The sequence below is a fragment of the Pseudomonas sp. AC172 genome (assembly GCF_979258595.1).
Genome location: NZ_OZ409868.1, coordinates 1854913 through 1880645, shown reverse-complemented (window position 1 = coordinate 1880645; position 25733 = coordinate 1854913). Strand labels below are relative to the sequence as shown.

Annotated in this window: 19 protein-coding genes and 1 pseudogene; 6 read left to right on the top strand and 14 right to left on the bottom strand. The window is 57.8% G+C overall.

All coding sequences use genetic code 11. The annotated features are described in order from the left end of the window. The 9 genes from ACZ0A4_RS08455 to ACZ0A4_RS08415 form a co-directional block, all read right to left on the bottom strand. On the bottom strand, positions 1-1350 hold the full coding sequence (locus tag ACZ0A4_RS08455) for an HlyD family type I secretion periplasmic adaptor subunit (RefSeq protein ID WP_034154169.1): 1350 nt from the start codon (positions 1348-1350) through the stop codon (positions 1-3). After that, positions 1347-3122: a type I secretion system permease/ATPase gene (locus tag ACZ0A4_RS08450; RefSeq protein WP_077572994.1), complete on the bottom strand. Its 1776-nt coding sequence runs from the start codon at positions 3120-3122 to the stop codon at positions 1347-1349. Before ACZ0A4_RS08450 ends, ACZ0A4_RS08455 begins: the two co-directional genes overlap by 4 nt. 203 nt (positions 3123-3325) lie before the next feature. After that, positions 3326-3754 carry an AprI/Inh family metalloprotease inhibitor gene (locus ACZ0A4_RS08445; RefSeq protein WP_463574057.1) on the bottom strand — a complete coding sequence of 143 codons (429 nt, stop codon included), beginning with the start codon at positions 3752-3754 and terminating at the stop codon, positions 3326-3328. Positions 3755-3847: 93 nt separating this feature from the next. Next, positions 3848-5293, bottom strand: a complete 1446-nt coding sequence (locus tag ACZ0A4_RS08440) for a serralysin family metalloprotease (RefSeq protein WP_463574056.1) — start codon at positions 5291-5293, stop codon at positions 3848-3850. 398 nt (positions 5294-5691) lie between these two features. Further along, on the bottom strand, positions 5692-6150 hold the full coding sequence (locus ACZ0A4_RS08435) for a hypothetical protein (protein WP_463574055.1): 459 nt from the start codon (positions 6148-6150) through the stop codon (positions 5692-5694). A 172-nt stretch (positions 6151-6322) separates the two neighbouring features. Further along, positions 6323-7408: a polyamine ABC transporter substrate-binding protein gene (locus ACZ0A4_RS08430; RefSeq protein WP_463574054.1), complete on the bottom strand. Its 1086-nt coding sequence runs from the start codon at positions 7406-7408 to the stop codon at positions 6323-6325. Between the two features lie 59 nt (positions 7409-7467). Beyond that, entirely contained in the window at positions 7468-7812 is a 345-nt protein-coding gene (locus tag ACZ0A4_RS08425) for a cupin domain-containing protein (protein WP_016983059.1), read from the bottom strand. A gap of 29 nt (positions 7813-7841) precedes the next feature. After that, on the bottom strand, positions 7842-9248 hold the full coding sequence (locus ACZ0A4_RS08420; protein ID WP_463574053.1) for an NAD(P)/FAD-dependent oxidoreductase: 1407 nt from the start codon (positions 9246-9248) through the stop codon (positions 7842-7844). A gap of 52 nt (positions 9249-9300) precedes the next feature. Continuing rightward, positions 9301-10113 carry a helix-turn-helix domain-containing protein gene (locus tag ACZ0A4_RS08415; RefSeq protein WP_463574052.1) on the bottom strand — a complete coding sequence of 271 codons (813 nt, stop codon included), beginning with the start codon at positions 10111-10113 and terminating at the stop codon, positions 9301-9303. Positions 10114-10376: 263 nt separating this feature from the next. Between ACZ0A4_RS08415 and ACZ0A4_RS08410 the strand changes: the two genes are divergently transcribed. Beyond that, on the top strand, positions 10377-10649 hold the full coding sequence (locus ACZ0A4_RS08410) for a DUF1652 domain-containing protein (RefSeq protein WP_463574051.1): 273 nt from the start codon (positions 10377-10379) through the stop codon (positions 10647-10649). 49 nt (positions 10650-10698) lie between these two features. On the opposite strand, the gene ACZ0A4_RS08405 is transcribed toward ACZ0A4_RS08410, so the two are convergent. Beyond that, the gene (locus ACZ0A4_RS08405; RefSeq protein ID WP_463574049.1) at positions 10699-13173 is read right to left on the bottom strand and encodes a UvrD-helicase domain-containing protein; all 2475 of its coding nucleotides are present in this window, start codon (positions 13171-13173) and stop codon (positions 10699-10701) included. Positions 13174-13452: 279 nt separating this feature from the next. On the opposite strand from ACZ0A4_RS08405, the gene ACZ0A4_RS08400 reads away from it, so the two are divergent. Beyond that, the gene (locus ACZ0A4_RS08400; RefSeq protein ID WP_141125568.1) at positions 13453-14148 is read left to right on the top strand and encodes a pirin family protein; all 696 of its coding nucleotides are present in this window, start codon (positions 13453-13455) and stop codon (positions 14146-14148) included. Positions 14149-14217: 69 nt separating this feature from the next. On the opposite strand, the gene pgm is transcribed toward ACZ0A4_RS08400, so the two are convergent. From pgm to ACZ0A4_RS08380, 4 genes and pseudogenes are all read right to left on the bottom strand, one after another. Beyond that, positions 14218-15864, bottom strand: a complete 1647-nt coding sequence (gene pgm / locus ACZ0A4_RS08395) for a phosphoglucomutase (alpha-D-glucose-1,6-bisphosphate-dependent) (RefSeq protein WP_463574047.1) — start codon at positions 15862-15864, stop codon at positions 14218-14220. A gap of 105 nt (positions 15865-15969) precedes the next feature. Then, positions 15970-17371: pseudogene (locus tag ACZ0A4_RS08390) on the bottom strand (aminotransferase-like domain-containing protein). A gap of 55 nt (positions 17372-17426) precedes the next feature. After that, positions 17427-18893: a hypothetical protein gene (locus ACZ0A4_RS08385; RefSeq protein WP_463574046.1), complete on the bottom strand. Its 1467-nt coding sequence runs from the start codon at positions 18891-18893 to the stop codon at positions 17427-17429. Positions 18894-19441: 548 nt separating this feature from the next. Beyond that, complete coding sequence (locus ACZ0A4_RS08380) at positions 19442-20464, bottom strand: zinc-dependent alcohol dehydrogenase family protein (protein WP_016983050.1); 1023 nt, start codon at positions 20462-20464, stop codon at positions 19442-19444. Between the two features lie 270 nt (positions 20465-20734). Between ACZ0A4_RS08380 and ACZ0A4_RS08375 the strand changes: the two genes are divergently transcribed. The 4 genes from ACZ0A4_RS08375 to mexE all read left to right on the top strand — a co-directional run bounded on the left by ACZ0A4_RS08375 (position 20735) and on the right by mexE (position 25725). Next, entirely contained in the window at positions 20735-21649 is a 915-nt protein-coding gene (locus ACZ0A4_RS08375) for a LysR family transcriptional regulator (RefSeq protein ID WP_034154182.1), read from the top strand. A gap of 97 nt (positions 21650-21746) precedes the next feature. Then, a complete protein-coding gene (locus ACZ0A4_RS08370) occupies positions 21747-22262 on the top strand; it encodes a hypothetical protein (protein ID WP_463574044.1) in 516 nt (171 codons plus the stop codon). A gap of 197 nt (positions 22263-22459) precedes the next feature. After that, positions 22460-24199, top strand: a complete 1740-nt coding sequence (locus ACZ0A4_RS08365) for a dipeptidase (protein WP_463574043.1) — start codon at positions 22460-22462, stop codon at positions 24197-24199. Positions 24200-24471: 272 nt separating this feature from the next. Beyond that, positions 24472-25725: a multidrug efflux RND transporter periplasmic adaptor subunit MexE gene (mexE, locus tag ACZ0A4_RS08360; protein WP_463574042.1), complete on the top strand. Its 1254-nt coding sequence runs from the start codon at positions 24472-24474 to the stop codon at positions 25723-25725. The last annotated feature ends 8 nt before the right edge of the window (positions 25726-25733 follow it).

The window sequence follows — 25733 nt, the reverse complement described above, 5'->3', positions numbered from 1 at the left end:
TTATTCCTCGGTCAACGCGGAGCCGGCCCGGTCGAGCAGCGGTTTGAACAGATAGTTGAGGAGTGAACGTTCGCCGGTGCGCACGAACATTTCTGCCGGCATGCCGGGCTTGATCACCAGACCGTTGAGTTTTTCCATGGCCTGATCGCTGACGCTGCTGCGCAGGACGTAGTACGGCACGCCGGTTTTCTCGTCGACCATCTGGTCGGCGGAAATCAGGCTGACTTCACCCGGTACACGCGGGGTTTTGCTCTGGTTGAAGGCGGTAAACAGAATGTCCACCGGCAAATGCGCGCCAACCTTGTCGATCAGGTTGATCGGCAAGTGCCCTTCCACTTCCAGCGTGGTGCCTTGCGGAACGATCTCCAGCAACGTTTCGCCTTGGCGCACCACGGCGCCCTCGGTGTGCACGCCGAGGTTGACCGCGACGCCGTCGGCGGTGGCGATGATTTCGCTGTGTTGCAGGTCGAAACCGGCCGAAGTCAGTTGCTCCGACAGGGTCACGCTTTTCAGCTGCGCGTCGGCCAGTTGCGTGCGGACTTCCTTCTGGTACTCCTCGGCGTGCTGTTGCAGCTTCAGCCGCGACTCAAGGATGCCCTGCTCCACCCGGCCGCTTTCACCGGTGTTTTCCGCCAGTTGCTGCTGCACTTGCGACAGTTGACGCTGGTATTCCATCAAGCGGTTGCGCGGGATGTAGCCGTTGTCGGCCAGCGGTTGCAGGTTGCTCAACTGTTGTTGCAGCGAGTCGGCCTGGGCATTGAGATCAGTACGCGCGCGGCGCATGCCGGCCAGTTGCGCGGTGGCGCCTTCGATGCTTGCACGCAATCCGGCCTGCTCGCGGTAGTACGCCTCACGACGGCTGCTGAACAGTTGGCGCTGACCTTCCAGTACCAATGCCAGACGCGGGTCCGGATCATTGCTCAACTCGGCCGGAAAAGTCACTTGCTTGAGGTTGTCGCGTTCGGCCTGCCAGCGCGCGAGGCTGGCCCAAGCCATGCGGTATTGCGCTTGCAGCGACTGCACATCGGCGGCGACTTGCGTCTGATCAAGGCGGAACAGCGGCTGGCCCTGCTTCACGATTTCGCCTTCGCGCACCAGAATCCGGCTGACCACGCCGCTGCTCATCGACTGCACCGCTTTGCGCTTGCCCGAGACCACGACCGTGCCCTGCACCGGAATGCCTTGATCCAGCGGCGCCAGCGCCGCCCAGGTGAAGAAGCTGCCAGCGCCGACGATCGCCAGAATCCAGCCCATGCGCGCAAAGAATTTCGCATCGCGCTCCGGGCGTTCGGTGATGTAGGCGTGTTCCATGCTCGCTTCGTTTTCAGTGTTCATGCTTGCGCTGCTCATACACCCGAATTCCTTGTCGAGGGCTGATACTGACGGCTCATGCTGAGCCCGCCCGGTGCCTGTGCAGCTTTTTCCCGTTGCTGTTCTTGCTGGCCGGAGAGTGCCTTGAGCACGTCCTGACTTGGGCCGAACGCCTGCAAGCGGCCATCATTGAGCACCAGCAACTTGTCAGCCTGGGCCAGTACCGAAGAGCGGTGCGTCACCAGAACCACCGTGGTGCCTTGAGCTTTAAGCGCAGCGATGGCGCTGGCCAATGCCGCTTCACCGACGGTGTCGAGGTTGGAATTGGGCTCATCCAGCACCACCAGACTTGGTGTGCCATACATGGAACGCGCCAATGCCACGCGCTGTTTCTGGCCGCCGGACAAACCACTGCCGTCCTCGCCCAGTTGCGTGTCGTAACCTTGCGGCAGACGCAGGATCATTTCGTGTACGCCGGCTTGTTGCGCGGCGGCGACGACCTTCTGCGGATCGGCCTCGCTGAAACGGGCGATGTTTTCGGCGATGCTGCCGCTGAACAGTTCGATGTCTTGCGGCAAATAACCGATGTAGGGACCGAGCTGGTCGCGGTTCCAGCGATGAATATCGGCGCCATCGAGGCGCACAGTGCCGCCGAGGGTCGGCCAGACACCGACCAGCACCCGGGCCAGCGTCGACTTGCCGGAACCGGAAGCACCGAGCACGCCGAGCACTTCGCCGGCATTCAGATTGAAATTGACCATCTGCAGGGTTGCCGCGCGTTGCCCCGGTGGGCCGGCGCTGACCTGTTCGAAGGTAATCTGGCCTTTCGGCGGAGGCAGCGCCATGGCGTCGTCACTCGGCGGGAACGCTTGCAGCAGCGCATCAAGACGACGGTAAGCCAGTTTCGCCCCGCTCCATTGCTTCCATACGGCAATCAACTGGTCGATCGGGCTGAGTACGCGGCCCATCAGGATCGAACCGGCGATCATCATCCCTGCGGTCATGTCGCCCTTGATCACCAGCAGCGCGCCCAGGCCCAACACCAACGATTGCAGGCACAGGCGCAGGGTTTTACTCACAGAGCTGATCACCGCACCGGTGTCGCTGGCCTGATTCTGCAGACCGAGGAAGCGCGAGTGCACCTGGAACCAGCGCTTGCGCAGGGAACCGAGCATGCCCATCGCTTGAATGGTTTCGGCGTTGTGCAAATGGCTGGTAGCCAACTGGCTGGATTTCTGCGAATAACCGGCGGCTTCGCCCAGCGGCTTTTTGGTCATGTATTCGTTCAGGCAGGCCAGGCCGATCAGCAGCAGAGCGCCCGCTGTCGCGAGTACGCCGAGCCAGACGTTGAACAGGTAGATCACAAACAGATAGACCGGGAACCATGGCGCATCGAAAAACGCGAACAGCGCCGGGCCGGTAACGAATTGGCGAATGTGCGTGAGATCGCCCAGCGATTGCCCGGCGTTGCCCTCGCCCTTGAACAGGTTGCGTTCGAACGCCGCTTGGTAAACACGCAGGTTGAAGCGGCGCTCCAACTGACTGCCGATGCGGATCACGATAAAACTGCGGATCACTTCCAGCATGCCGATGAAGGCAAAGAAGCCGACGACCATCAACGACAGCATCGCCAGAGTCGTTTCGTTCTGCGACGACAGTACCCGGTCATAAACCTGGAGCATATAGATGGAGGGCACCAGCATCAGCACGTTAATCAGCGCGGTAAAGCAGCCGACGCTGATCAGAATGCTTTTATAGTCACCCAATGCCTTGAATAAGGGAGCGGTGGCTGGGGCCTTCGCCATCTTCATTGATTATTCCTGGAAAAATATGTCCTGCCATTCATTGGCAAGATTTGAATTAATGATCCGTGCAACGTCGGAACTTGCTTTTTCGTCTACCGCTTACACTTTCATAACAACTTGCGCGATTAACTGCGGTGCAGTTGCCATTCAGCGTTTCTTATAACCATCGCGTGGCGCTTTATATTAAAACTTTGTCGCCGGTTGAATAATCAAGGCTGGTGCGCTGAGCGCTCAAGCGTAATCACCAGACCCGACTTCAAAGTCGCCAGATAAAGCCCGTCACGTTGTCGGCTGAAAAACTGGATTCTTGAGCCTTCCTTGCCGGTAATCGAGAGACCGTCGGGATCGGGAAACCAGCCGATCGGGGTTTGTTCAATCCATGCACCGAGACAGTCCGCTCCCTTGCCCAACGTCTGATTGGGTTCAAGGTCGATCAGGCATGTATTGGAGGGTTTGTCTTGCGATGATTGCGCCTGCGGGGCGTCATCAGGTGCAGTTAAAACAGCTTGCCACTGCCCGGCAAATACGGAGGGATCTTCGAGTCTGAGGCTGCTTGCCATGCTGGTTTCTCCTGAAATCATGAAGAGCGCCGCCGAGAGCCACGCCGCTACCGTGTAGGTAAAAGCTTTATCGATCATAGGAATATTCGCTCCGGCGTGTAGCCTTGCTCACCTGCCAATACGATGCAAGCAAAGAAAGCGGCGCATCACGCGCCGCTTTCCACTGCTACATCACGCCACGATATCGCTGGTCGCTGCCTGGCCAACGGTGCTGACCTGGAAGTCGGCCACGCCGTGCCCGGAGAAGTCCACCGAGAGCAAGCTGTTGCCGCCCGACGAGGTCAGGACTGCGTCACCGGCAGCACCGGTGAAGCTGCTGACGAAGTGCAGGCCTGCGCCGTTGGTGATGCCGGTCAGGTCGATTTTGTCGAGACCGCTGACGAAATCGAGGATCTGATCAATCGCACCCGGCTTGGAATCGGAACTGGCGGCGAACACAAAGGTGTCCGAACCGGCACCGCCCCACAGCTTGTCAGCACCGCCAGCGCCGTAGAGGATGTCGTTGCCGGCACCGCCCTTGAGCTCGTTGGCCACGCTGTTGCCGATCAGCAGGTCGTTACCCGAACCGCCAATGGCGTTCTCGATGATCGCGCCCTTGGCGATGGACACGTTGCCCACCAGGCCGCCAACGTCGGAGAACGAGGCTTCATTGAGGTTGATCTTCTGGTTCTGGGTGAAACCCGAGAAGTCCAGGGTATCCTTGCCGCCCGCGTCCCACACCGAGAACACCACTTTGTCACTCGACGACGAAGCGCTGAGGAAATCGCGGCCAGTGTTGGAGTTGAAACCGTAGGTGGTGTCACCGGTACGGGTGGTGGTGTTGGCACCGTAGAGCTTCTGGATGGCAGCGATATCGTCCATCAGCGGGCCGGACGAATACGCTTCGACACCGCCCTTGCTGAAGTTCTGATTGGTGTTGCTTTCGCTCCAGTAGCTCATGACGCTGTAGCCGCGGGTGTCTTGCCCGTAGGACGCGTCGTTGTAAGTCGGGTTGCCATTACCGGCGTTGTAGTCGCCAGGGTGAGCGAGACCCAGGCTGTGGCCGATTTCGTGCGTCAGGGTCTGACGACCGTAGTTGTTCAGATCCGGGTTCTTGTTTTGCGTGTAGCCACTGTTGATCAAGTACCACGAGGTGCCGTCATAACCGGCGCCGGTGCCTGGCAGATAAGCGAACGCTGCAGCGCCATCCTGGCCACCGCTGTAGTTACCGAAGGTCATGTGGCCGTCACCGCCCGAGGCTTTCTCGGTGAAGGTCACGTTGGCCACGTCAGCCCAGGATTGCATGGCGAGCTTGGCCTGGGCTTGTTGTTGCGCACTGAACTGACTGAACCCAGTGATCCCGTGCTTGTTCATCGTGCTGGACGATGCCGAAGTCAGGAACGTGTAGGTGAGTTCGATCTTGCCGCTGCCGTCCTTGTCCTGGTAGGCAGCGCCGTCGCGCAGCAACTGGGTTGCGGCCTGGTCGACGGAGAAGGAGGGTTTGCCATTGACCGTGAGGTTGCCGCCACGATCGTATTGATGGCTGAAGCTATTGATCTGGTTGTACGCCGAGCTGAAGGCTGACAGCTGAAAAGCCTGTTCGGCGGTATCAATAGCATTCGTTTTAACTTTCGACATAAACACACTTCCTTGTTTAGCAATGGAACAGTTTTTGTCCGACAGGACGATCTCTGGCGAGGTCGTCCTATCACTCGCCCAATGAAGGCGTAAGAAACCTGACACAATTTGAAATCTGCCGTAAAGGATTTTTTTGAGATCAAATCGGGCTGTTTCGCAAAACTGCCGTAAACAAAGCGTGCGGGGATGAAAGAATGTTTTAGTTGCGCGGCTTTTGCCTAATTGTCTGACGATTTTCTATTTAAATATTAAATATCGGTAAGTTGTTTTTTGTTAGGCGCGTCTCACTTTGCTGCACTTTATTAGTGCGCTGCCAGTGTATTGATATCAACCAGATAAATGCGCAAAAACCTGTGGAAGCGAGCTTGCTCCCACGGTTTTTCGCTCGGACAAATCGATCAAGGTGCTCCGATGTCGTAGATCACATCAACATCGTATTGGTTGTCACCAATGGTGATCGTTTTGAACTTGAGAGAGCCATTGATACGATCATTTGCTTGTCTCTGGAGCTTCACCAAACCTGACTCAGCCCTAAAATAAACGTCCGGTTCACCATATTTCGTATAGCTGAGATGGAGGATTTTCGGATCGCCCACCTTGAACTCACCACTCGGTTGCGAAGCGCTCGAAAGCTGTAACCCGATCGCGACCTGCTTCCCTGGCGTTTCCGGATCGTCCACTACGCCATGAAAACGCAATGTTTCCTCCTGTGTGTCACGCCAGATCCACGCATCCTTGAAGGCATGACCCTTTCCCGTCTTCAGGTTCTTCACCGTCCCCTTGATCGTGCCTGAGACCTCTCCTTTTTGGCCTTTATGGCTACCGGGTAATTCAGAAAAAATTTTGGGCTGAGACATTTTCCTTTTCCTTTTTCTATGTCGAAGAGCGGTGCGATCTTCGTTTTTTCATTAGAAAGGAAAATGATCCAGTTGAAACCTGTCAGATATGACAGGTATAAAAAACCGAGCTTTTTATTCCAAAGTGACGAAAGACAGGACTCGCCGGGCATCAATACCCGGCGGATTACTCTCAACTCCCCGTACGAATCTTGTTCCACACCCGCGTGCGAATCCGGTCGATATTCAACGGCATCGCCTCCAGCGCAAACAGCTTGCCCATCATCTCCGGGCTTGGATAAACCTTGGTGTCATTCTTGATCGCCGGGTCGATCAGACTGTCTGCCTGCTCGTTGCCATTGGCGTAGTGCACGTAGTTGCTGATGCCGGCCATCACGTCCGGGCGCAGCAGATAGTTCATGAACGCGTAACCGGCCTTCTCATCCGGGGCGTCCGCCGGCATGGCGACCATGTCGAACCAGATCGCCGCGCCTTCCTTGGGAATGGCGTAGCCGATATCGACACCGTTTTTCGCTTCTTTGGCACGGTTTTCGGCCTGCAGGATGTCGCCAGAGAAACCGACGGCCACGCAGATGTCGCCGTTGGCCAGGTCACTGGTGTATTTCGAGGAGTGGAAATAGCTGACGTACGGCCGCACTTTCATCAGCAGTGCTTCAGCTTTTTTATAGTCTTCGGGATTTTTGCTGTGGTGCGGCAAGCCCAGGTAGTTGAGCGCCGCCGGCAGCAATTCCGGGCCGTTGTCGAGGATCGCCACGCCGCACTTCTGCAGCTTCTCCATGTACTCAGGCTTGAAGATCAGGTCCCAGGAATCCACCGGTGCGTCATCGCCCAGCACCGCTTTGACCTTGGCGATGTTGTAGCCGATGCCGGTGCTGCCCCACAGATACGGAAAGCCGTGTTCGTTGTTCGGGTCATTGGTCTGCAGGGCCTTGAGCAGCACCGGGTTGAGATTCTTCCAGTTCGGCAACTGGCTCTTGTCGAGCTTTTTCAGCGCCCCGCCCTGAATCTGCCGGGCCATGAAGTGGTTGGACGGAAACACCACGTCGTAACCGGATTTGCCGGTCATCAACTTGCCGTCGAGGGTTTCGTTGCTGTCGTAGACGTCATAGGTGACACCCACGCCGGTTTCTTTCTCGAAGTTCTTGGTGGTGTCCGGCGCAATGTAGTCGGACCAGTTGTAAATCTTGACCGTTTCCGCTGCCTGAGCAAGGGAAACAGCGAGCATCAGCGGTGCCAGAGCGAGGGTCTTGCGGATCATGGATCGATTCCTGTGTGGGTTTTCTTTTTTGTTGGCAGGCAATCAAAGGATCAAAACAATCAGAAAATCAGCACGTAGCTCTTGCGCACGGTTTCCTGGATATCCCAGACACCGAGCGTGTTGGCCGGCAACATCAGTGCGTCGCCACCTTGTATGTGCAGGGTTTCGCCGCCACCGTCGGGGGTGAACGTGCAGCGCCCGGAAATGAAGTGGCAGAACTCCTGCGCGGTGATCTGCCGACGCCAGCGCCCGGGCGTGCATTCCCAGACGCCGGTTTCGACGCCGTCGTCGCGTTCGACGCTGGTGGTCGAGGCAATCGCGATCGGTTCGCCGAGGGGCACGGCGACCGGGCTGGATTCGTCGAGCTGCAATGTCGCGGTGTTTTTGAACTGGGTAATGCTCATGGTCTGACCTGTCTTTTAAATTAACGGCTTTAGTGCATGAAACCTTCCATGAAACCCGCGACCTGGCTGGCGAGCTTGCGCCGCCATGGCGCGGTCGCCGGGTTGGCCAGGGTCTGGTCTTCGTGGACGAAGCTTTTGATGATCGCGTTGTAGCCGAGCCAGCGGCACGGCTCCGGTTCCCACGCACGCAGCGCATGAACGCCGCCGTTGGGCAGCACCCACGGCTGTTGAGTCAATTCGGTGTCGCGCTCAAGAATCAGATCCGCCAGTGTGCGCCCGCCGAGATTGCTGGCGCCGACGCCCTCCCCACCGTAACCGCCGGACAGCGCGATGCCGTTGGCGCGATCGCAGAGCATGTGTGGTTTGAAGTGCCGGGACATGCCGAGATTGCCGCCCCAGGCATGGGTGATCTGCACGTTTTTCAGTTGCGGGAAGAGTTCGCTGAACAGGTAACGGCGCAGCTCGACTTCATCACGGGTCAGATCGAAGTTGTGGCGCAGTTTGCCGGCAAACTGGTAACCGCCACGGGCGCCGAATATCAGACGATTGTCGGCACTGCGCTGGCCGTAAGTAACCTGTCGGCTGAATTCGCTGAACGCTTGGCCACGACTGAGGCCGATTTCGTCCCAGGTCGCGGCAGACAACGGTTCAGTGGCGACGATCAGGCTCTGCACAGGCAATTGATAGCGACCCAGCGGCGGCAAGGTCACCGAATAACCTTCGACGGCCGGCACGATCCAGCGACTGCGCACGCTGGCTTTGGCGGTGCGCAAGCTGCCCGACTGCCAGTGCGTGACCGGGCTGTTTTCGTAGATCTTCACCCCCATGTTCTGCACGGTGCGCGCCAGACCGCGCACCAGTTTCGCCGGGTGGATGGTCGCCACGTGTGGCGCGTAAATCCCGCCATAAGGCTTGGCCACACGGATCTGCTGCGCGAGTTGTTCGGGGCTGAGCCAGCGGTAATCGTCGTCGGTCAGGCCTTGGGCATGCAGTTTGCCCAGGTATTCGCGCAGAGAGGCTTCCTGCTCCGGATAGCGCGCCGCGCAATACAGCACGCCGCCCTTGCGGTAATCGCAGTTGATACCTTCGCGTTCGAGGACGATCTCGACTTCATCAGGAATGCTGTGCAGCAGATCGAACGACACACGGCGCTGCTCTGGCGACAGCCCGGCCAGCAAGCGATCCTCGCCGAGCAGGTTGCCCATCAGCCAGCCGCCATTGCGACCGGAAGCACCAAAACCGGCGGTTTGTGCTTCGACAATCGCAATGTCGAGCCCCGGTGCCAGTTTCTTCAGGTAGTACGCGGTCCACAGGCCGGTGTAGCCCGCGCCGATGATCGCCACGTCGACATCCAGGTCTCGCTCAAGCTCGGGCCGCGCGGTCAGCGGCTCATCGAGTTGATCCATCCACAAACTGATAGTGCGCCACGCCGGCATGCAAGACTCCGCCACTGAAATGCTTCGATGGCGTCGATCCTAGTGGCTGTGCTCAGTTGATGTCTTGCGCGCGTGCCCGCAAAGAAATTTGTTTGGCGTAAGCCTTGGGCGACTGACCGGTGTGCTGGCGGAAACAGCTGTAGAACGCCGACAACGAATTGAAACCCGCGGCAAAGGCCAGCTCATCGATGCGCAGCGGTGCTGTGGCGTTATCCAGCGAGCGCAGCAGATGTTGCAGGCGCGCCTGATTGACGTAGCGATAGAAGCTTTGCCCGAGGACCTGATTGAGCAGATAGGAAATCTGATTGCGGCTGTACCCGCACTCCTTCGCCACCCGCTGCAAGTCGAGTTCGGGATCGAGGTACGGCTGCTGTTTTTCGAAATACTGCTGCAGGTCTTCAGCCATAAAACTCAACTGGCGCGGCGACAGGCCCAGGCGACTGACTGCCGGGCGCTGACTTGACGAGGCCGTGCCAGCAGTTTGCGTGCGCACCAGCGAGGCATATTCGTTGACGCGCCAGATCAGCCCGTCCTTGACCGTGATCGCTTCGCTTGAGCGGAACGACACCAGACCGTCGCCGCCGCGCAACGTCACTTCGTATTGAATGAACGCCGTGCTGCCGTCGACGCGAATGCGGTCGCAATGCTCAAGCAGTTCGTCGGATTCACGCGGCATGCTGACACGCACGTACTCACGTAACTCCTCGCGACCGAGCACGCGGTTCTGAAAGAAATCGTTGTACTGAATGTCCGGGTGATAAAGCGCCATGACGCTGTCGAGGTCACGGTGCTTCCAGCTCAGGTGATAGCGCATGACCGTGGCCGCCGTGGCTTGGGTCTGTTCCGGGCCGTCGTCGGCGTGCATAGGGAGCTCGGCGAAAAAGAATCGAGCTTGCCCAAGTTCACCACAGGCTTCAATGATTAATCCGTAGTGGCTATTTGGCGATGATTGCGTAGGCCGTGACTTACATCAAAAAATACGAAGCAATCGCAAAAAGAACTGAAAAATCTCACAGAGATTTCACATCAGGATGCTACTTTTAATGTCAGTCACCGGTTGAGCCAATGAAGGCTCTTCCCACCTAACATGAGCAAACGGAAGCGCTCGATGAAGAAGGCGGGCAACACATGAATAAAGGGTCAAGCAAAGTCACGTTCCCCAATGCATGCCAACTGATGCGCTGGCATTTTCATCCCATGGGTTTCGAGGCGACGATGGACGCACCGGGCAGCATGGTCGCCCGCTTGTTCGATCGCGCCAGTGGCGAAACCATGATCGCCATCGCCGGCATTCCGTGCGCGACGGTAATGAATGCAGCGGATGTGGAGCGAATCATCGAGGCTGTGGAGGACGAGCTGGAAGCTTTCGTACCTCCGGAGTCTCTCAGGAGTTACGCATAAGCTTATGATTTAAAACAAAAAGCCCACAGCGATGTGGGCTTTTTTGTGCTTAAACGGTTTGTTTGGCAATGCGGTGATCAACGAAGAACGGCTTGCCCTTCGCCACCCGGTCCGATGCCCGGGGCATGTTCACCGCTTGCGTTTCCTGCGGTTCGACGTACCAGTAGCAATGACTGACCGCACGGGTGATGCCGACATAGGCCAAGCGCAGGATCTCGTCCTTTTGCGCCGTGTCATACGGCTCGCTGTCGCCAGACTTACCCAATCCGGCCATGCGGTAGACCTGATTTTTATACGGCGAACTGGTCAGGTGCTGACAGTCACCGAGCAGAAATACCGCATCGGCCTGCAAGCCTTTGGCGCTGTGGTAGGTCAGTTGCTTCAGGCGTCGCGCTTCGTACGGCAAGCTCGAATCCACATTAACTACAGACTGAATATGTTCTTGAATCAATGACTTATCGCTGCTTTTTCGATAAAGCATCAAGATTGAATGCCCCTGACGATAATGTTCGGCGAGGCGCTGGCCCAATGCGTGATCATCGCGCTCCAGCACGTTGACTGGCTGCAACGGTTTAGGCGCGCCGCTAGCCTTGGCTTTTTTGCCGGGGATCGCCGGCGCCGCGCGGACGATGTGCTCAGCGGCATCAATGATGTGTTGATGGCTGCGGTAATTGTCACTGAGCATCACACGCGTGGTGCTCGGCGACGGGAACTCCTTGTCGAACGCCATAAAATAACTTGGCGAACTCCCGCGCCAGCCGTAAATCGACTGCCAGTCATCACCGACGCACAGCAAAGATGAACGCTGCGCCCCCCGCCCGACGTGCATGGCCGGGCCTCGGCTGCGTATTTCGCTGAGGCTCGCGCGTATCCACGAAACGATCTGCGGCGATACATCCTGAAACTCATCGATCATCAGGTGTGCCAGCGGCCGGAGCAACTCATCGCTCAACAGCTTGAGGTTTTCCGGCGAGTGCTCGCTGAACAGCGCGAACATGCGGTTGTAGGTCATGACCGGCGGTTTCTGATCCAGCAGATGATCTTCAAATGCCCGCCAGAACAGACTCAGGGCCTCAAAGAAGAAACGGTCAGAATCGTCTTTGGCGAAACTCATGCGAGCGACCGCGTCAGGCACGTCCAGGCCGAGGTTCTCGATGAAACCTGCTGCGGCGACAAAACAGTCGAGCAACGGCGCCGGTGCCAACTCGCCTTTGACCTTGTAATCGAAGCCCGGCCCGGCACTGGCATCGCCTGCCAGTGTCGCTAGAACGCGCCGTGATGACTCGTAAGTATCTAGCCAAATCAAAGGCTTACGACAGAAAGCTTGAAACAGGGTGCGCTTCACCGCCCACTCTGCGCGGACGCTGAGTTTGGCGTTTGGCCGGCTGACCTGCGGATTTTCCCTCGGATCAAAACCGAGTACCACCCAGGCATCCAGGCTCGGGATGTAGCCATGGCAATGAAATTTCGCGCCGTTGATATCGAAACTCTGCCGGTTCGGCTCTATACCCTTGATCGGCCAGGCACCCGCGCGGAACCACAGATCCTCAATGGCATCGCACAGTTCTTCATCGCGCTGGGCGGCCAACTGCGTCACCGCTACACGCTTTTGCACGTCCGGGTGATCACGTTCCAGCTCCTTGAGCTGTAGACCGGCAAGGGACAATGGCTGAATCAGCTGACGGAAACGCTCGTCCTCGTTGAACAAGCGGTGATAGCAGGCGTTGAGTTGCTGACGCTGCGCATCGTTAATGCGCAGGTCGAACGGATTACTGTCGACCTCTTCGTCGGCTCCTTGCGCTCGATGGCTGAGGTTTTCAAAAGCCTGCAAGCGCTCGAAACCCGGCAAGCTACGCACCATCGGCAGGATGCGCGAGTGGAAAGTGCGCACCAGTTCGCGAGCCTGGCGTAGATTCAGCGTCTGGCCCCAGAGTCCGAACAGCTCGATCAGCTTATTAATGAAATCCTTGCGCGACTCGCGGGTGAAGGTCACCACGGTCATCGAGTCCAGCTCAAAGCCCAGATAGTGGTTGAGCAAGAGGATGCGCAACACCAGCGTGGTGGATTTGCCCGCGCCAGCGCCGGCGACCACAGATGTCGAGGGCGTTTCGCTGAAAATCATTTTCCATTGCGCAGCACTTGGCTGAGCGTACTCAGGCAATAAGCACGCGACATCAGCCTTCATGCGCTTTTTCAGCTCGGCCGTCAGTGGCAGGCGCCAATCGTCGAACAGATGATTATCGACGCTCGGCGGGCGATGCTCAGTGTTGCGGCTGTCACGGATCAGCAGCACCTGCCGGCCTTCTTCCAACCCCTCAAGCTTGCCTTCCCTGAATCCATATTCGACGCCAGCGGTGTGGCCGCTGCGGAAGCCGTCGGCCTGACCGTGCAACCACGATGCACGGTGCTGCGCGCGCAGACGTGTCAAACCATGGCCGAAGAAGCGCGCCGCCAGGCGTTTGAACCAAGGCATTTCGGCCAAGGGGCGAAGTTCGGGAGGAAGATCGGGGGTGTGTTGCGCCACGCTGACGGGCTCCAGTGTGTGAGGCTGTTGCGGCTATGGTGTCTGTATTTGCCGCTCAGTTCTAGCGAAATGCTTACAGGTCATCGGTTTAGGCGATGAACTGAAGGTGAGATGAGACGCTTTCGAGCTGTTTTCCTATCTGAAATCTCGATCATAACGCCGCAACTTTTACGCTTTTTACCGATCATTAACTGATAGATGATGGCCGTCATAAACCACCGGTGTCGCGTCGGGTGTCAACCATTCACGCCCCATGACGAACCTTTTGAGGAGACGATCATGCTTGAACTCAGACCTTTCAGCTCGCTGGGCGGCGCCCATCACGGCTGGCTGGATGCCCATCATCACTTTTCGTTCGCCGAGTACTACGACCCCCAGCGCATGAGCTGGGGCAACCTGCGGGTGTGGAACGATGACGTGATTGCAGCAGGCACTGGCTTCCCGCAGCACCCGCATCGCGACATGGAAATCATCACCTATGTCCGTGAAGGTGCGATTACTCACCAGGACAACCTGGGCAACAAGGGCCGCACCGAAGCTGGTGATGTCCAAGTGATGAGCGCCGGCACCGGCATCGCTCACAGCGAATACAACCTGGAAGCGAAAGACACCAAGATCTTCCAGATCTGGATTCTGCCGACGGAAACCGGCGCACCGCCATCGTGGGGCGCAAAACCGTTCCCGAAAGGCCAGCGCGAAGGCTTTGTCACGTTGGCCAGCGGTAAGGATGGCGATGACCAGAGCCTGCGGATTCGCGCTGATGCGCGATTGGTCGCGGCCAACCTCAAGGCCGGTGAAACTGCCGAATATCATCTGGATGAAGGCCGTCGCGCGTATCTTGTTCCAAGCACTGGCGTGATTGAAGTCAACGGCTTGCGCGCACAAGCTCGGGACGGTGTGGCGGTAGCGCATGAGCGCGTGCTGAGCGTCACGGCCATTGAGGACAGTGAAATCGTCTTGGTGGATTTGGCGTAATCGCCTGAAGGGCAGACAAAAAAAGGGACAACCATCACGGTTGCCCCTTTTTTCATGCGCTTGCGAGCATCACTTGCTGGAGATGGCGCCATCCACCAGTGTCTGCGCTTCAACGACCAATTGCTTCAGATGTTCGTCACTGATGAAGCTTTCGGCGTAGATCTTGTAGATGTCTTCGGTGCCCGACGGACGCGCGGCGAACCAACCGTTTTCAGTCATCACTTTCAGACCGCCAATTGCCTGATCGTTGCCCGGTGCATGGCTGAGAATACTCTGGATTTTCTCGCCGGCCAGTTCAGTCGAGGTGACCTGGTCAGGTGACAGCTTGCTCAGCAGTGCTTTCTGCTCCGGATTGGCCTTGGCGTCAACGCGCACCGAGTACGGTTCGCCCAACTCATCGGTCAATGCCTTGTAGGCCTGGCTCGGATCGCGGCCAGTGCGTGCGGTCATTTCAGCGGCGAGCAGCGCCGGGATCAGACCATCCTTATCGGTGCTCCACACTCCGCCGTCCTTGCGCAGGAACGATGCGCCGGCGCTCTCTTCTCCACCGAACCCCAGCGAGCCATCGAACAGGCCGTCGGCGAACCATTTGAAACCGACCGGAACTTCGTACAGACGACGCCCCAAGCGCTTGGCCACTCGATCGATCAGACCGCTGCTGACCACGGTTTTACCCACACCGGCATCCGCACGCCACTGCGGGCGGTTCTGAAACAGGTAATCGATCGAAACGGCGAGATAGTTGTTCGGCGCGAGCAAACCACCGGACGGCGTCACGATGCCGTGGCGGTCATGATCCGGGTCGCAAGCGAAGGCAACGTCGAAACGCTCTTTCAGGCCAATCAGACCTTGCATCGCGTGGCTGGATGACGGATCCATACGAATCTGGCCATCCCAGTCGACGGTCATGAAACGGAACGTCGCGTCGACTTCCTTGTTGACCACTTGCAGGTCCAGACGGTAATGCTCGGCAATCGCCGACCAGTAGCGCACCCCTGCTCCGCCCAGCGGATCAACGCCCAGACGCAGTTTGGCGTCACGAATGGCGTCGAAGTCGATCACATTGATCAGGTCGGCTACGTAGGTGTTCAGGTAATCGTGGCGATGCGTCGTGCTGGCCTTGAGCGCCTGCTCGTAACTGATGCGTTTCACACCGGCCAGTCTGGCGGCCAGCAGCTCATTGGCCTTGGCTTCGATCCACTTGGTGATGTGGGTGTCAGCCGGCCCGCCATTGGTTGGGTTGTATTTGTAACCACCGCTTTGTGGCGGGTTGTGCGACGGCGTGATCACGATGCCGTCCGCCAGGCCCGAGGTACGGCCACGGTTGTAGCAGAGAATCGCGTGGGAAATGGCCGGTGTCGGCGTGTACTCATCACCTTCGGCGATCATCACGGTCACATTGTTGGCGGCCAGAACTTCCAGCGCGCTGGCCCCGGCCGGGGTCGACAGTGCATGCGTGTCGATGCCGACGAACAACGGCCCGGTGATCCCCTGGGCTTCGCGATACAGGCAGATCGCCTGGCTGATGGCCAGAACGTGCCACTCGTTGAAACTCAAGTCGAACGAGCTGCCCCGGTGTCCGGATGTACCGAATGCCACACGCTGAGTGGAAATCGAGGCGTCGGGCTGTCCGGTGTAGTAAGCCGTTACCAGTCGCGGGATATCGACCAACAATTCTGCCGGTGCCGGTTTGCCCGCAAAAGGACTGAGTGTCATGCAAAACCTCTGAAATAGAGTGGTTCAGGAATAGAGCGCAGTTTACTGGCAGTTTGACCGCAGTGCGATGGGATCTATCCGGGACACTCCCGATGTTTTTTAACGTTATTCAGCAGGCGCCAGACGCAAGGCGTCGCCCAGCAGTCCGACGACGCTGGCCAGGTCATGGTCGCCATGGTTCAGCGGGCTCAGCCGCAGAGTGGTGCGCATGCAGGCCTTGCAGGCTGAACAGCTCGCCCGGTGCAATGATGATTTGCTGTCTGAGCAGGCGCTGGAACACCTGAGCCATGTTCACCGGGCGCAGAGAACGTACCCAAATCGTCGCGCCACCTTGCGGTTCGACAATCTGCAGCGCATCGCCAAGACGCTCTCGCAACAACTCGATCAATTGCGTGCGACGCTCCCTGAGCATCCGTCTCAGTACCAGCAAATGCTGATCCAGCCGCCCTCCCCCAAGCAGCCTGGCAACGGCCTTCTGGCGGATCGGCGACAAGCGAAACGCGCGTAACAGGAATTGCCGCTGCAACTCATTGCGCCAATGACGTGAGAGCAAAATGCCAAAAGGCGCCTCGGCCCCGATGAATTTTTCGAACGTGGAAAACACCAGCAAACGATCAGGATCAAGCCAGTCGCGCAACCGTTGGGCATCAGCGCTTTCATGAAGCTCGCTGTAACAGTCGTTTTCCAGCACCCAGGTGCCATGACACCCGAGCAAATGCGCGACGGCCTGCTGGTTACTCAGCGGCAGATGGCTGCCCCTGGGCATGCTCAGCACTGACGACAACAGCATCAAACGCACCGGCTCATTTTTGAGCACCGACTCCAGCCGCTGCAAATCAATCACGCCACCGGCGAGCAACGGCAACTCGATAACGCGCACCTCGGCGGCTTCCAGCAGACGTAAAATCACCCAGTCACAGGGCGATTCAACAACCACAGTGGCCCGACGCAGTTCAAGCACGGAAATCAGAATTTCCAGTACACCGCGCAGATCTGCGCCGATATAGATGTCATCCGCCCGCCAGTAATTGGCCGTAGACGAGGTATAGCGTGCGGCCAATACGGTGCGCAGCTCCAGCTCTCCCCAGGGTTGTACCAGCGCTTGCGGCTGGCGCGGATATTGACGCAGCAGCTCACGCTCCAGCATCAGTAATGGATTGTCCAGCGGTTGCAGGGAGGCCGGCTCATCGGCACTCAGCACACACATGCCCCAGCGCCTGGCATTGACGTAAACGGTTTCCAGCAAATCACTGCCACTGTCAGGTGAGTCCATCACATGTAGCGCTTGCGCGTAGTACCCGGATTTGGCAATCGAATAGACCCGACCTTCCTTTTCCAGAAGCGAATACGCGTACTGGACAGTCGAGATCGACACATTGAGCCGATCCGCCAATTGTCGCAGTGAGGGCAGACGCACCGCCGAGCTACTCCCGGCCTCCTCTATCAGCAGCGTCAGATATCGATAAACCGCCTGATAAACGAAGTCGTTCTCCCTCGACGCTTTCACGAACCCGCATCCATGGGCATGGGCATGCCTTCATTTCCAGGCAAGTGGCTCACGATCAGCCTTCCGCCGATCGATCGGCGAAAGGTTTGGCTACCGCGTCATCCTCGTCGTGGCGCTGCGCTGCCGCTTCGTCGGGTGCAGACATGCAAACAGGCCCCATTGCATACAGACGCACAATCAACCTGACCGGCAGCCCACTGACATCCGTCATCCATTTCATGACCTGTTCCGGCGCATGCAGGCCCCGCATGGCCCGATGCAGCTCCGGCAACGCCACCAGCATGCCGGGATGACAATTGCGCAGGAAGCGCTCGAGCCCGGCACCCGCATTAATGAACGGTGAGAACAACAGGCACGTGAGCTGGATTTCATTCAGTTCAAAATTGGCCAGCAGAGTACTTTCCGCCTGCATGCGCAGTTGCTCGGGCTCCTGCAGATTGCCGAAGCTCGCCAGCAACTGTTCGCAAACGGGCTCCGGGACCTGTTTTTGACGCATGGCGATCAGGCTGTCTTTCAGGTATTCGCTGACGCCGGCCGCATAGGCCCGCCCCTCGATGAATTGAGCCTGCATGCCTCGCAAATGCGCGGCCACCAAAGGCTCGACGTGTTCGTCATCACCTTGATAAAGCGCCAGGTCATCCGCTTGAAAACCCAGAAAATCACTCAGCAAAGGCCAGCGCTCTTCGAGCTTGCCGACAATCATGTCGTTGATACTGACAAAACTGGTGCGCCGACACGCCTCGAATTGACCTTCGGGACGCCAGGCTACCCGCTCCTCCTCGGGGTAAAACTCGCGATAATAATCGCCACCGAGCCCATCGAGCAGCGGGAACAGCATGTCAAAACCGACAGTGCTCACTTGGGGTCCGGCGATCGTGGCTTTCTGTACGGCGCGACCCAATCCGTCGAGGAAGTGCTTCTGACGGCGCGTAGACTCACTGCCGATCATCGCATCGACGCCATTGTTCCAGCGGGCAACCTGTCCATAGAACTCGGCCGTGGCCAGATAAGCGTCATCCCATAGCTCGAGCGGTTCGTTCCAGGTTCGACGATGCCCGATCAACAGCAGATTGATGCGGTTGGCCTCACGCCCCGCCTCGCCAATAGGTGCCTGATGGTCAAACGGCAGAACCTCGCGGTCATCCACCATCACCAGTTCGACCCGAGGATCGTCATAGAGAAAAAGTGCGCTATAGCTGCGATGCATGTTTTGCAGCGACACCCGGCTGCTGCCATTCCAGCGCAGGTTGGCGACCCGCAATTGAAAGGTCGCGGGCGAACGGCCAGCGATGGTCAACTGGGCGGCTCGTAACAATGCCAGCGTATAACAACTGTCGCGCGACCCTGACTGGTTCACCAGTACCTTGAAATGACCAATGCTCTCCATACCGCCGGCAGCCACCGCCAGTCGCTGGATCAGCAACTGCAGCGCCGTGCGTTCTGCGCGAGAGAAGAAACTCAGCAAACGTTGCAATACTTGCTGGTAGACATAGTTCATTGCCTGATCATGGATCGTGCTCATCGGTATTTACCCGGTATCGAAAGTTTCATGCCACGCGGACTGCAAAACCAGTCAGGCGACAATTCATCAATAAGTAATAGACGCTCGAATGCTAACACTTACAAGTTTGTAGTTATTTGAAACACTTGAACTGACAAACCCCCTTAAACTGCCAAGCTCTGCCTCCAAGCCGCTGTAATTGTTGAGATATTTTTTCCAGAACGCAATCCTAGGAAACTTCCCACAACGTCCCACGGAAAGTGAGCACAAGAAAAAGAGAAGCGGTTTCCGAATAGCCCTACAACAATTAAACAAAAGTTGGCTAGATCAATCGATTTATTCGTTTGATATCGCGCAGGACAAATTGAATGCACAGCCATGACTCATTCCTTGAGATGAAAGTAATCATTCAATTATCAGGGCTTACATTGTGATTAGAAGATACAGATGGAGAGCAAAAACCAGTTCAGTTGCTGAACGGCCCCGGGCATAGCGCCAGGGAGCTCTGTTTTTCCGCAGGGAAGTAAACGCACAAGAGTCCGTGGGGCCACGGACTCTGATGACTGGGCTTACGCCGGCTCGACCTGCAGCGCGACCCGTTCGCGGCATGGGCATTCGTCCATGTAGCGATGCGCTTCGACGAACTCGTTGAACGGGAATACACGCGTCTTCAGCGGCAGCAACACGCGATCAGCGGTCAACTGGTTGATGTCACGCAAGGCACGCTGCAAGGCGACGTGATCCTGAGTAATGCCCAGTTCCGGCTTGCCGGTGAAGTTGCCGATGCAATGCACGAAGAACTGGATGTTCTTCTGGAACGCTGCGCAAGCCGGGAACGGCGTTTGATTGCCGCCCTGCAAGCCGTACAGCACCAGGCTGCCACGCGGCGCCAGCACATCGCCAAGCAACGACATCTGCGGACCGCCGAGGCCGTCGAACACCACGTCGACACCACGGTTGTCGGTGATCTTGTTGATTCGCATCAACAGATCTTCCTCTTCGGTGACGATGACCTTTTCTGCGCCAAGGGACAGCAGGTACTCGCGCTCCTCGGCTTCTTTGGTGGCGGCAATCACCCGCACACCCATCGCCTTGCCCAACTGGACAAACGAAGGACCGGCACAGTGACTGGCGTCAGTCACCAGTGCGAACTGCCCTGGCTTGACCCGCGCCAGATCGGCGTAGGCAAAGTAGGCGATCAGTAACGGCGTGTAATGCACGCTGGCTTCGATCGGGCTGAGCACATCCGGATAACGGGTCAGTGCGGTACGCGGCAGCACGATCGACTCGCCGTAGACCGGGTAGTCGTTCGCACTCTCGGCCGGAAAGCTGGCGACCTTGTCACCCACTGCCAGATCATCGACACCGTCGCCGACAGCGGTGATCACACCGGCCATCTCGTGACCAAGACCCGCAGGCAGTCGCGCCTGAGACGAGGCCAGATTCTGACGCCAAAGCGTGTCATACCAGCTGATGCCGATCGCCTCGACACGCACCTGCACTTCGCCAGGACCTGGCTGAGCGGCCGCATGCTCTTCGCATTTGAGCACCTCGGCCGGACCAAACTTGTGAAAACGGATCGTGCGGGACATCGCAAACCTCGTCAAAGTAACCTCTAATGCCATGAACTCTATCTGGGCTTTTGACCCAAGACTATCAGTGGCTATTAATAGTCGACATGCCTGTCATTGATTCCGCAGTATGGGCGGCATTGGCAAAATCCATGAAAAAACTGCTGCCACCGTCTCAGTAAAGCTGAATTTTCCGGTGCAGAGTACCAGCCTTTCCCCGTAAGATTCATGCCGGCCATTGTTCTCATATGGCCGCTCTCGTCAAGCTTGATGACTCTGCCAGGACTCCAGATGAATCGTAATGACCTGCGTCGTGTCGACCTGAACCTGTTGATCGTATTCGAAACATTGATGCACGAACGCAGTGTGACCCGGGCGGCAGAAAAACTGTTTCTCGGTCAACCGGCGATCAGTGCGGCGCTCTCGCGCCTGCGCAGCCTGTTCGATGACCCGCTATTCGTGCGCACCGGGCGCAGCATGGAACCCTCCGCCCGCGCGGTGGAAATCTTCGCCCTGCTCTCGCCGGCCCTCGATTCGATTTCGACAGCCGTCAGCCGTGCAGCCGAATTCGACCCGGCCACCAGCACTTCGGTATTTCGGATCGGCTTGTCCGACGACGTCGAATTCGCCCTGCTGCCGATGCTGCTCAAACGCCTGCGCGCCGAATCGCCTGGCATCGTGTTGGTGATCCGCCGCGTCAACTACATATTGATGCCGGGCCTGTTGGCCTCCGGCGAGATATCCATTGGCGTCAGCTACACCACGGACCTGCCGGCCAACGCCAAGCGCAAGGTCTTGCGTCGCAGCGCACCAAAATTGCTGCGCGCCGATACCGTACCGGGGCCGCTGAGCCTGGATGACTACTGCGCGCGGCCACATGCGTTGGTGTCGTTTGCCGGCGACCTCAGTGGGTTTATTGATGAAGAACTGGAGAAACTGGGGCGCAAGCGCCATGTGGTGCTGGCCGTTCCGCAGTTCAACGGGTTGAGTACGTTGCTGGCAGGCACTGACATCGTAGCGACCGTGCCGGATTACACGGCGGATGCGTTGACGGCGGCTGGCGGCGTTCGCGCGGAAGATCCGCCGTTGCCGACGCGCACGTTTGAGCTGCATATGGCCTGGCGTGGGTCGCAGGATAACGATCCGGGTGAGCGGTGGTTGCGGTCGCGGATTCAGATGTTTTTTGGGGATCCGGATAGTCTTTGATATCCCGCCTCTGAAAACAACAATCAGATGGCGCAGATGGCTGAATCGCAGTGATCACGATGCAGGGCCATCACAACGAAGAGTTGGTATTTCAGCAATGAACAGGCTCTGCTCCATCACTTGCCTTGCTGCGCTTCTTTGTACTGGCTGTGTCAAAACAGCCAGCATTCCACCGGCAAATCTCACGTTATCGTCGTTCGGACTCGGCCCCACGAATCTGTTCACGGCGCAATTCAACTCCACCGTGGATTTGCAGAACGTTTTTAACGATGCCGAAAAAGCCAACCAGCTCCCCCCTACCCTGATCTGCTCTCTCAATCGAGACACGGAATTCTCATCCGAGCATCCAATCGCGGTAAAAGCCGAAGGGCGAGTGAACGCAAGCGGTCAAGTCAGGCCCAATTACAAGTTTTCCTCCGATCTGATCTTCTACTACACCAATCCGGATGGTACGCAACGCGACTTGAATGACTACGACGCCATCAAACCGTTGCTGACGTCGCAAACTTCAATCCCGTGCAAAGTTCGCATAACCGCCTATGGGTATGAGGCCTATTACACGAACACGTTATTCATCCCCTCCACGGTCATGATTCAACAGATTTTCAGATAACCCCGATCGTCGTCCCCATAAAAAAGCCCGGTAACCGTCCCGGGCTTTTTCATTTGTGCGCCTCTTTTGCATTTTTGTGCGACACATCCCCTTTCAGGACTCCCGCAAGGCTCTGGCACGGTGTTAGTTTGTAAGTGTATGTGTCTCAGCGCTGAGACACGCCTCACTCACTGCCCTGCAAAGGAATGCCCTTCGTAATGAATGTCTCTTTCAAAAAACTGGCTGCCACCACCTTGATGCTGGCCGGTCTTGCCGTGTTCACGGCGCCCGCACAAGCCAATATCACTGCGCAACAGAGCGTTGAAATTCTCAAAACTTACAGCGCAGACAAAGCCACCGACTTCCGCCAGTTCCTCGGCAGCCTGGGCAAGAGCGATCTGGCGAAAACTGCCGACATCGGCCCGGCGATTGGTGCGTATCTTGATAACAAGACCCTGACCGCCGAGCAGCAGAACGAAATCTATCGTCTGCTGGGTATCTATACGCGCGCGAAATACAGCGCTGCCGCCACTGAAACCCTGCGCGAACTGGTCGAGATCCCGACCTATCGCAAGGACGGTGTCGAGCAGCATGACAACCCGGAATTCATTAAGATCGCCGCGAAGATCAAAAGTCTCGCCGACTCCTTTAATCTGAAATTCCGCAACATCGACAACCGCGTCTACGAGATTTCCCTCGATGGCAGTGGCGATGAAGTGGTTGGTATTCACGCGCATGCCGACGTAGTACCGGTCACACCGGAAAACTGGGTGCTCAAGGATGGCACGCGCCTCGACCCGTTCAAGATCACCCTGATTGGCGATCGCATGTACGGTCGCGGCACCGAAGATGACAAGAACGGCATTGTGGTCACGCTCTACGCCATGAAAGTCATCAAGGAAGAAAAACTGCCGCTGGTGCGCAACTTCAAGTTGCTGGTCGACACCACTGAAGAAACCACGGGCGACGCAATCCCCTACTACTTCGAACGCAACCCGACGCCGAACTACAACCTGGCGCTGGATGGTGGCTACCCGGTAGTGATTGCCGAGAAAGGCTACGGCACCGTCATGGCCAACTTTGCCAAGCGCAAAGGTGAAGGCAAAGGTGCCGAAATCATCTCGATGACCGGTGGCCTCGCGACCAACCAGATTCCTTCGGCGTCGGTCGCCACCCTGATCACCGACAAACCTGCTGAACTGGCTGCCAGCCTGCAAAAGGCCGGTGACGCGTTTGCCAAGCGCAACGTCGGCGATTTCCAGGTGAGCGCCAAGGTCGACGGCAAAGACGTCAAACTGACCGTGACCGGTGTGTCCGCACACTCCTCCGAGCCCGAGTCCGGGGTCAACCCGGTCGCGCGGATGCTGGTCTTTATCAATAGCCTTGATGGCAAAGTCGCGTTCAAGCACAACCACATCACCGATGCCGCACGTTACGCTGCCGACAACTGGGGGCTGGATTACCTGGGCAACAAGTTGAATGTCGGTTTCTCCGACGCCTTCATGGGTCCACTGACAACTTCGCTGACCTACGTCGGCATGGACGAAAAAGCCTTCAAACTGGCGGTCAACCTGCGCGTGCCGAAGGGCAAGTCGCCGGAGAAGCTCAAGGCTGAAATCGCCGATAAACTGGCGGCGTGGGACAAGAAAAGCCACGTAGCCGTAGCCTTCGACTATTCGATCGCCGAGCCGATGTACCGCAATCCTGAGGGCGAGTGGGTCAAAGCGCTGCTGGCGGTATCGACTGAAAATCTGGGCATGAAACACGAGTTCGGCACCTCCGCCGGCGCCACCTCGGTGCATGAGTTGCCGAACGGCGTGCAATTCGGTCTGGCCATGCCGAACGTGAAATACACCGGTCACACCGATGGCGAGTTCAAGACCGTGGAGCAATTCCAGCTGGATCTGCAGATCGTCACGGAAATGATTGGCCGAATCGGCCAGTTGCCGAAACTCTGACCGCAGTGCCGAACCCGCCACCATGGCGGGTTCGGCATTTTTAATCCCCGCATAATCCCCGCCGCGCAGCCTCGCTCCTGACTTTTGCAGGTCAGGCAACAGAGAATTGCCATCAAGCAGATTGATAGCCACCTAACGAAAGGTGCATGCTAGAGGGCTCGTTCGGCTCTTATATCATTCCGAATGATAGTTACCTTTGCTTCATTCGATTCGTGCCATCACCCCCCGCCGAGCATCATCCGCCCATCTTCAATACATTGGCGGATGCATCCATGGAACAGTCACTCAAACATTTGCGCTTCCCGTTGGCCATGTTGGCCGTACTGGTGATGAGCGCCTGCGGCAAGACTCCGGAGACTGCCGCCACCCTGCCCGCTGCGAAAGTCAGCGTGGCCAAGGTGCTGGAACAACCGGTCAACGAGTGGGACGAATTCACCGGGCGCCTCGAAGCGCCGGAAACCGTTGAAATCCGTCCTCGGGTCTCCGGCCAGATTGACGAGGTAGCCTTCACCGAAGGCGCACTGGTCAAGAAAGGCGACCTGCTGTTCCAGATCGACCCGCGTCCGTTCCAGGCTGAGGTGCGCCGCCTCGAAGCCCTGGTCGCCCAGTCCCGCGCCAACGCCACCCGCAGTGAAAACGAAGCCGGCCGTGGCGAACGTCTGCGCGCCAGCAACGCCATTTCCGCCGAACTGGCCGACTCGCGCACCAGCGCTGCACAAGAAGCCCGCGCCGCCGTCGGTGCCCTGCAAGCGCAACTGGACCTGGCCAAACTGAACCTGAGCTTCACCCGCGTCACCGCGCCGATCAGTGGCCGCGTCAGCCGTGCCGAAATCACCGCCGGTAACCTGGTGACCGCCGATACAACGGCCCTGACCAGCGTGGTTTCCACCGACCGGGTTTATGCCTACTTCGACGCCGACGAGCGTGTGTTCCTCAAGTACACCCAGCTCGCCCGTAATGGTCAGCGCGGTGCCACCACTCCGGTGTACATGGGCCTGTCCAATGAAGACGGCAACCCGCACCTCGGCCAGATGAACTTCGTCGACAACCAGGTCAACCCGAAAACCGGCACCATCCGTGGTCGCGCGGTGTTCGACAACAGCGACGGCACCTACACCCCGGGCCTGTACGCACGCCTGAAACTGGTCGGCAGCGGCACCTACAACGCCATGTTGATCAACGATGAAGCGGTCGGTACCGACCTCGGCAAGAAATTCGTACTGGTGATGGATGCGGACAACAAAACCGCATACCGCGCCGTTGAACTCGGTCCGAAAATCGAAGGCCTGCGCATCGTCCGTACCGGTCTGAACAAGGACGACACGATTATCGTCAAGGGTCTGCAACGGGTTCGTCCTGGCTCGCCGGTCACTCCAGAAGTGGTGCCGATGGCCAGCGAACAGACCATCGCGGCACTCGCTCAACAACGTCAAGCGCTGGAAGCCAGCAACCTGCCCAAAGTCGCTCCTGCCAAAGGTGCGTCCGGTTCGGTTGTGAAGCTGGCTGCTACGACCCCACGCGGTTAAGGGACGAC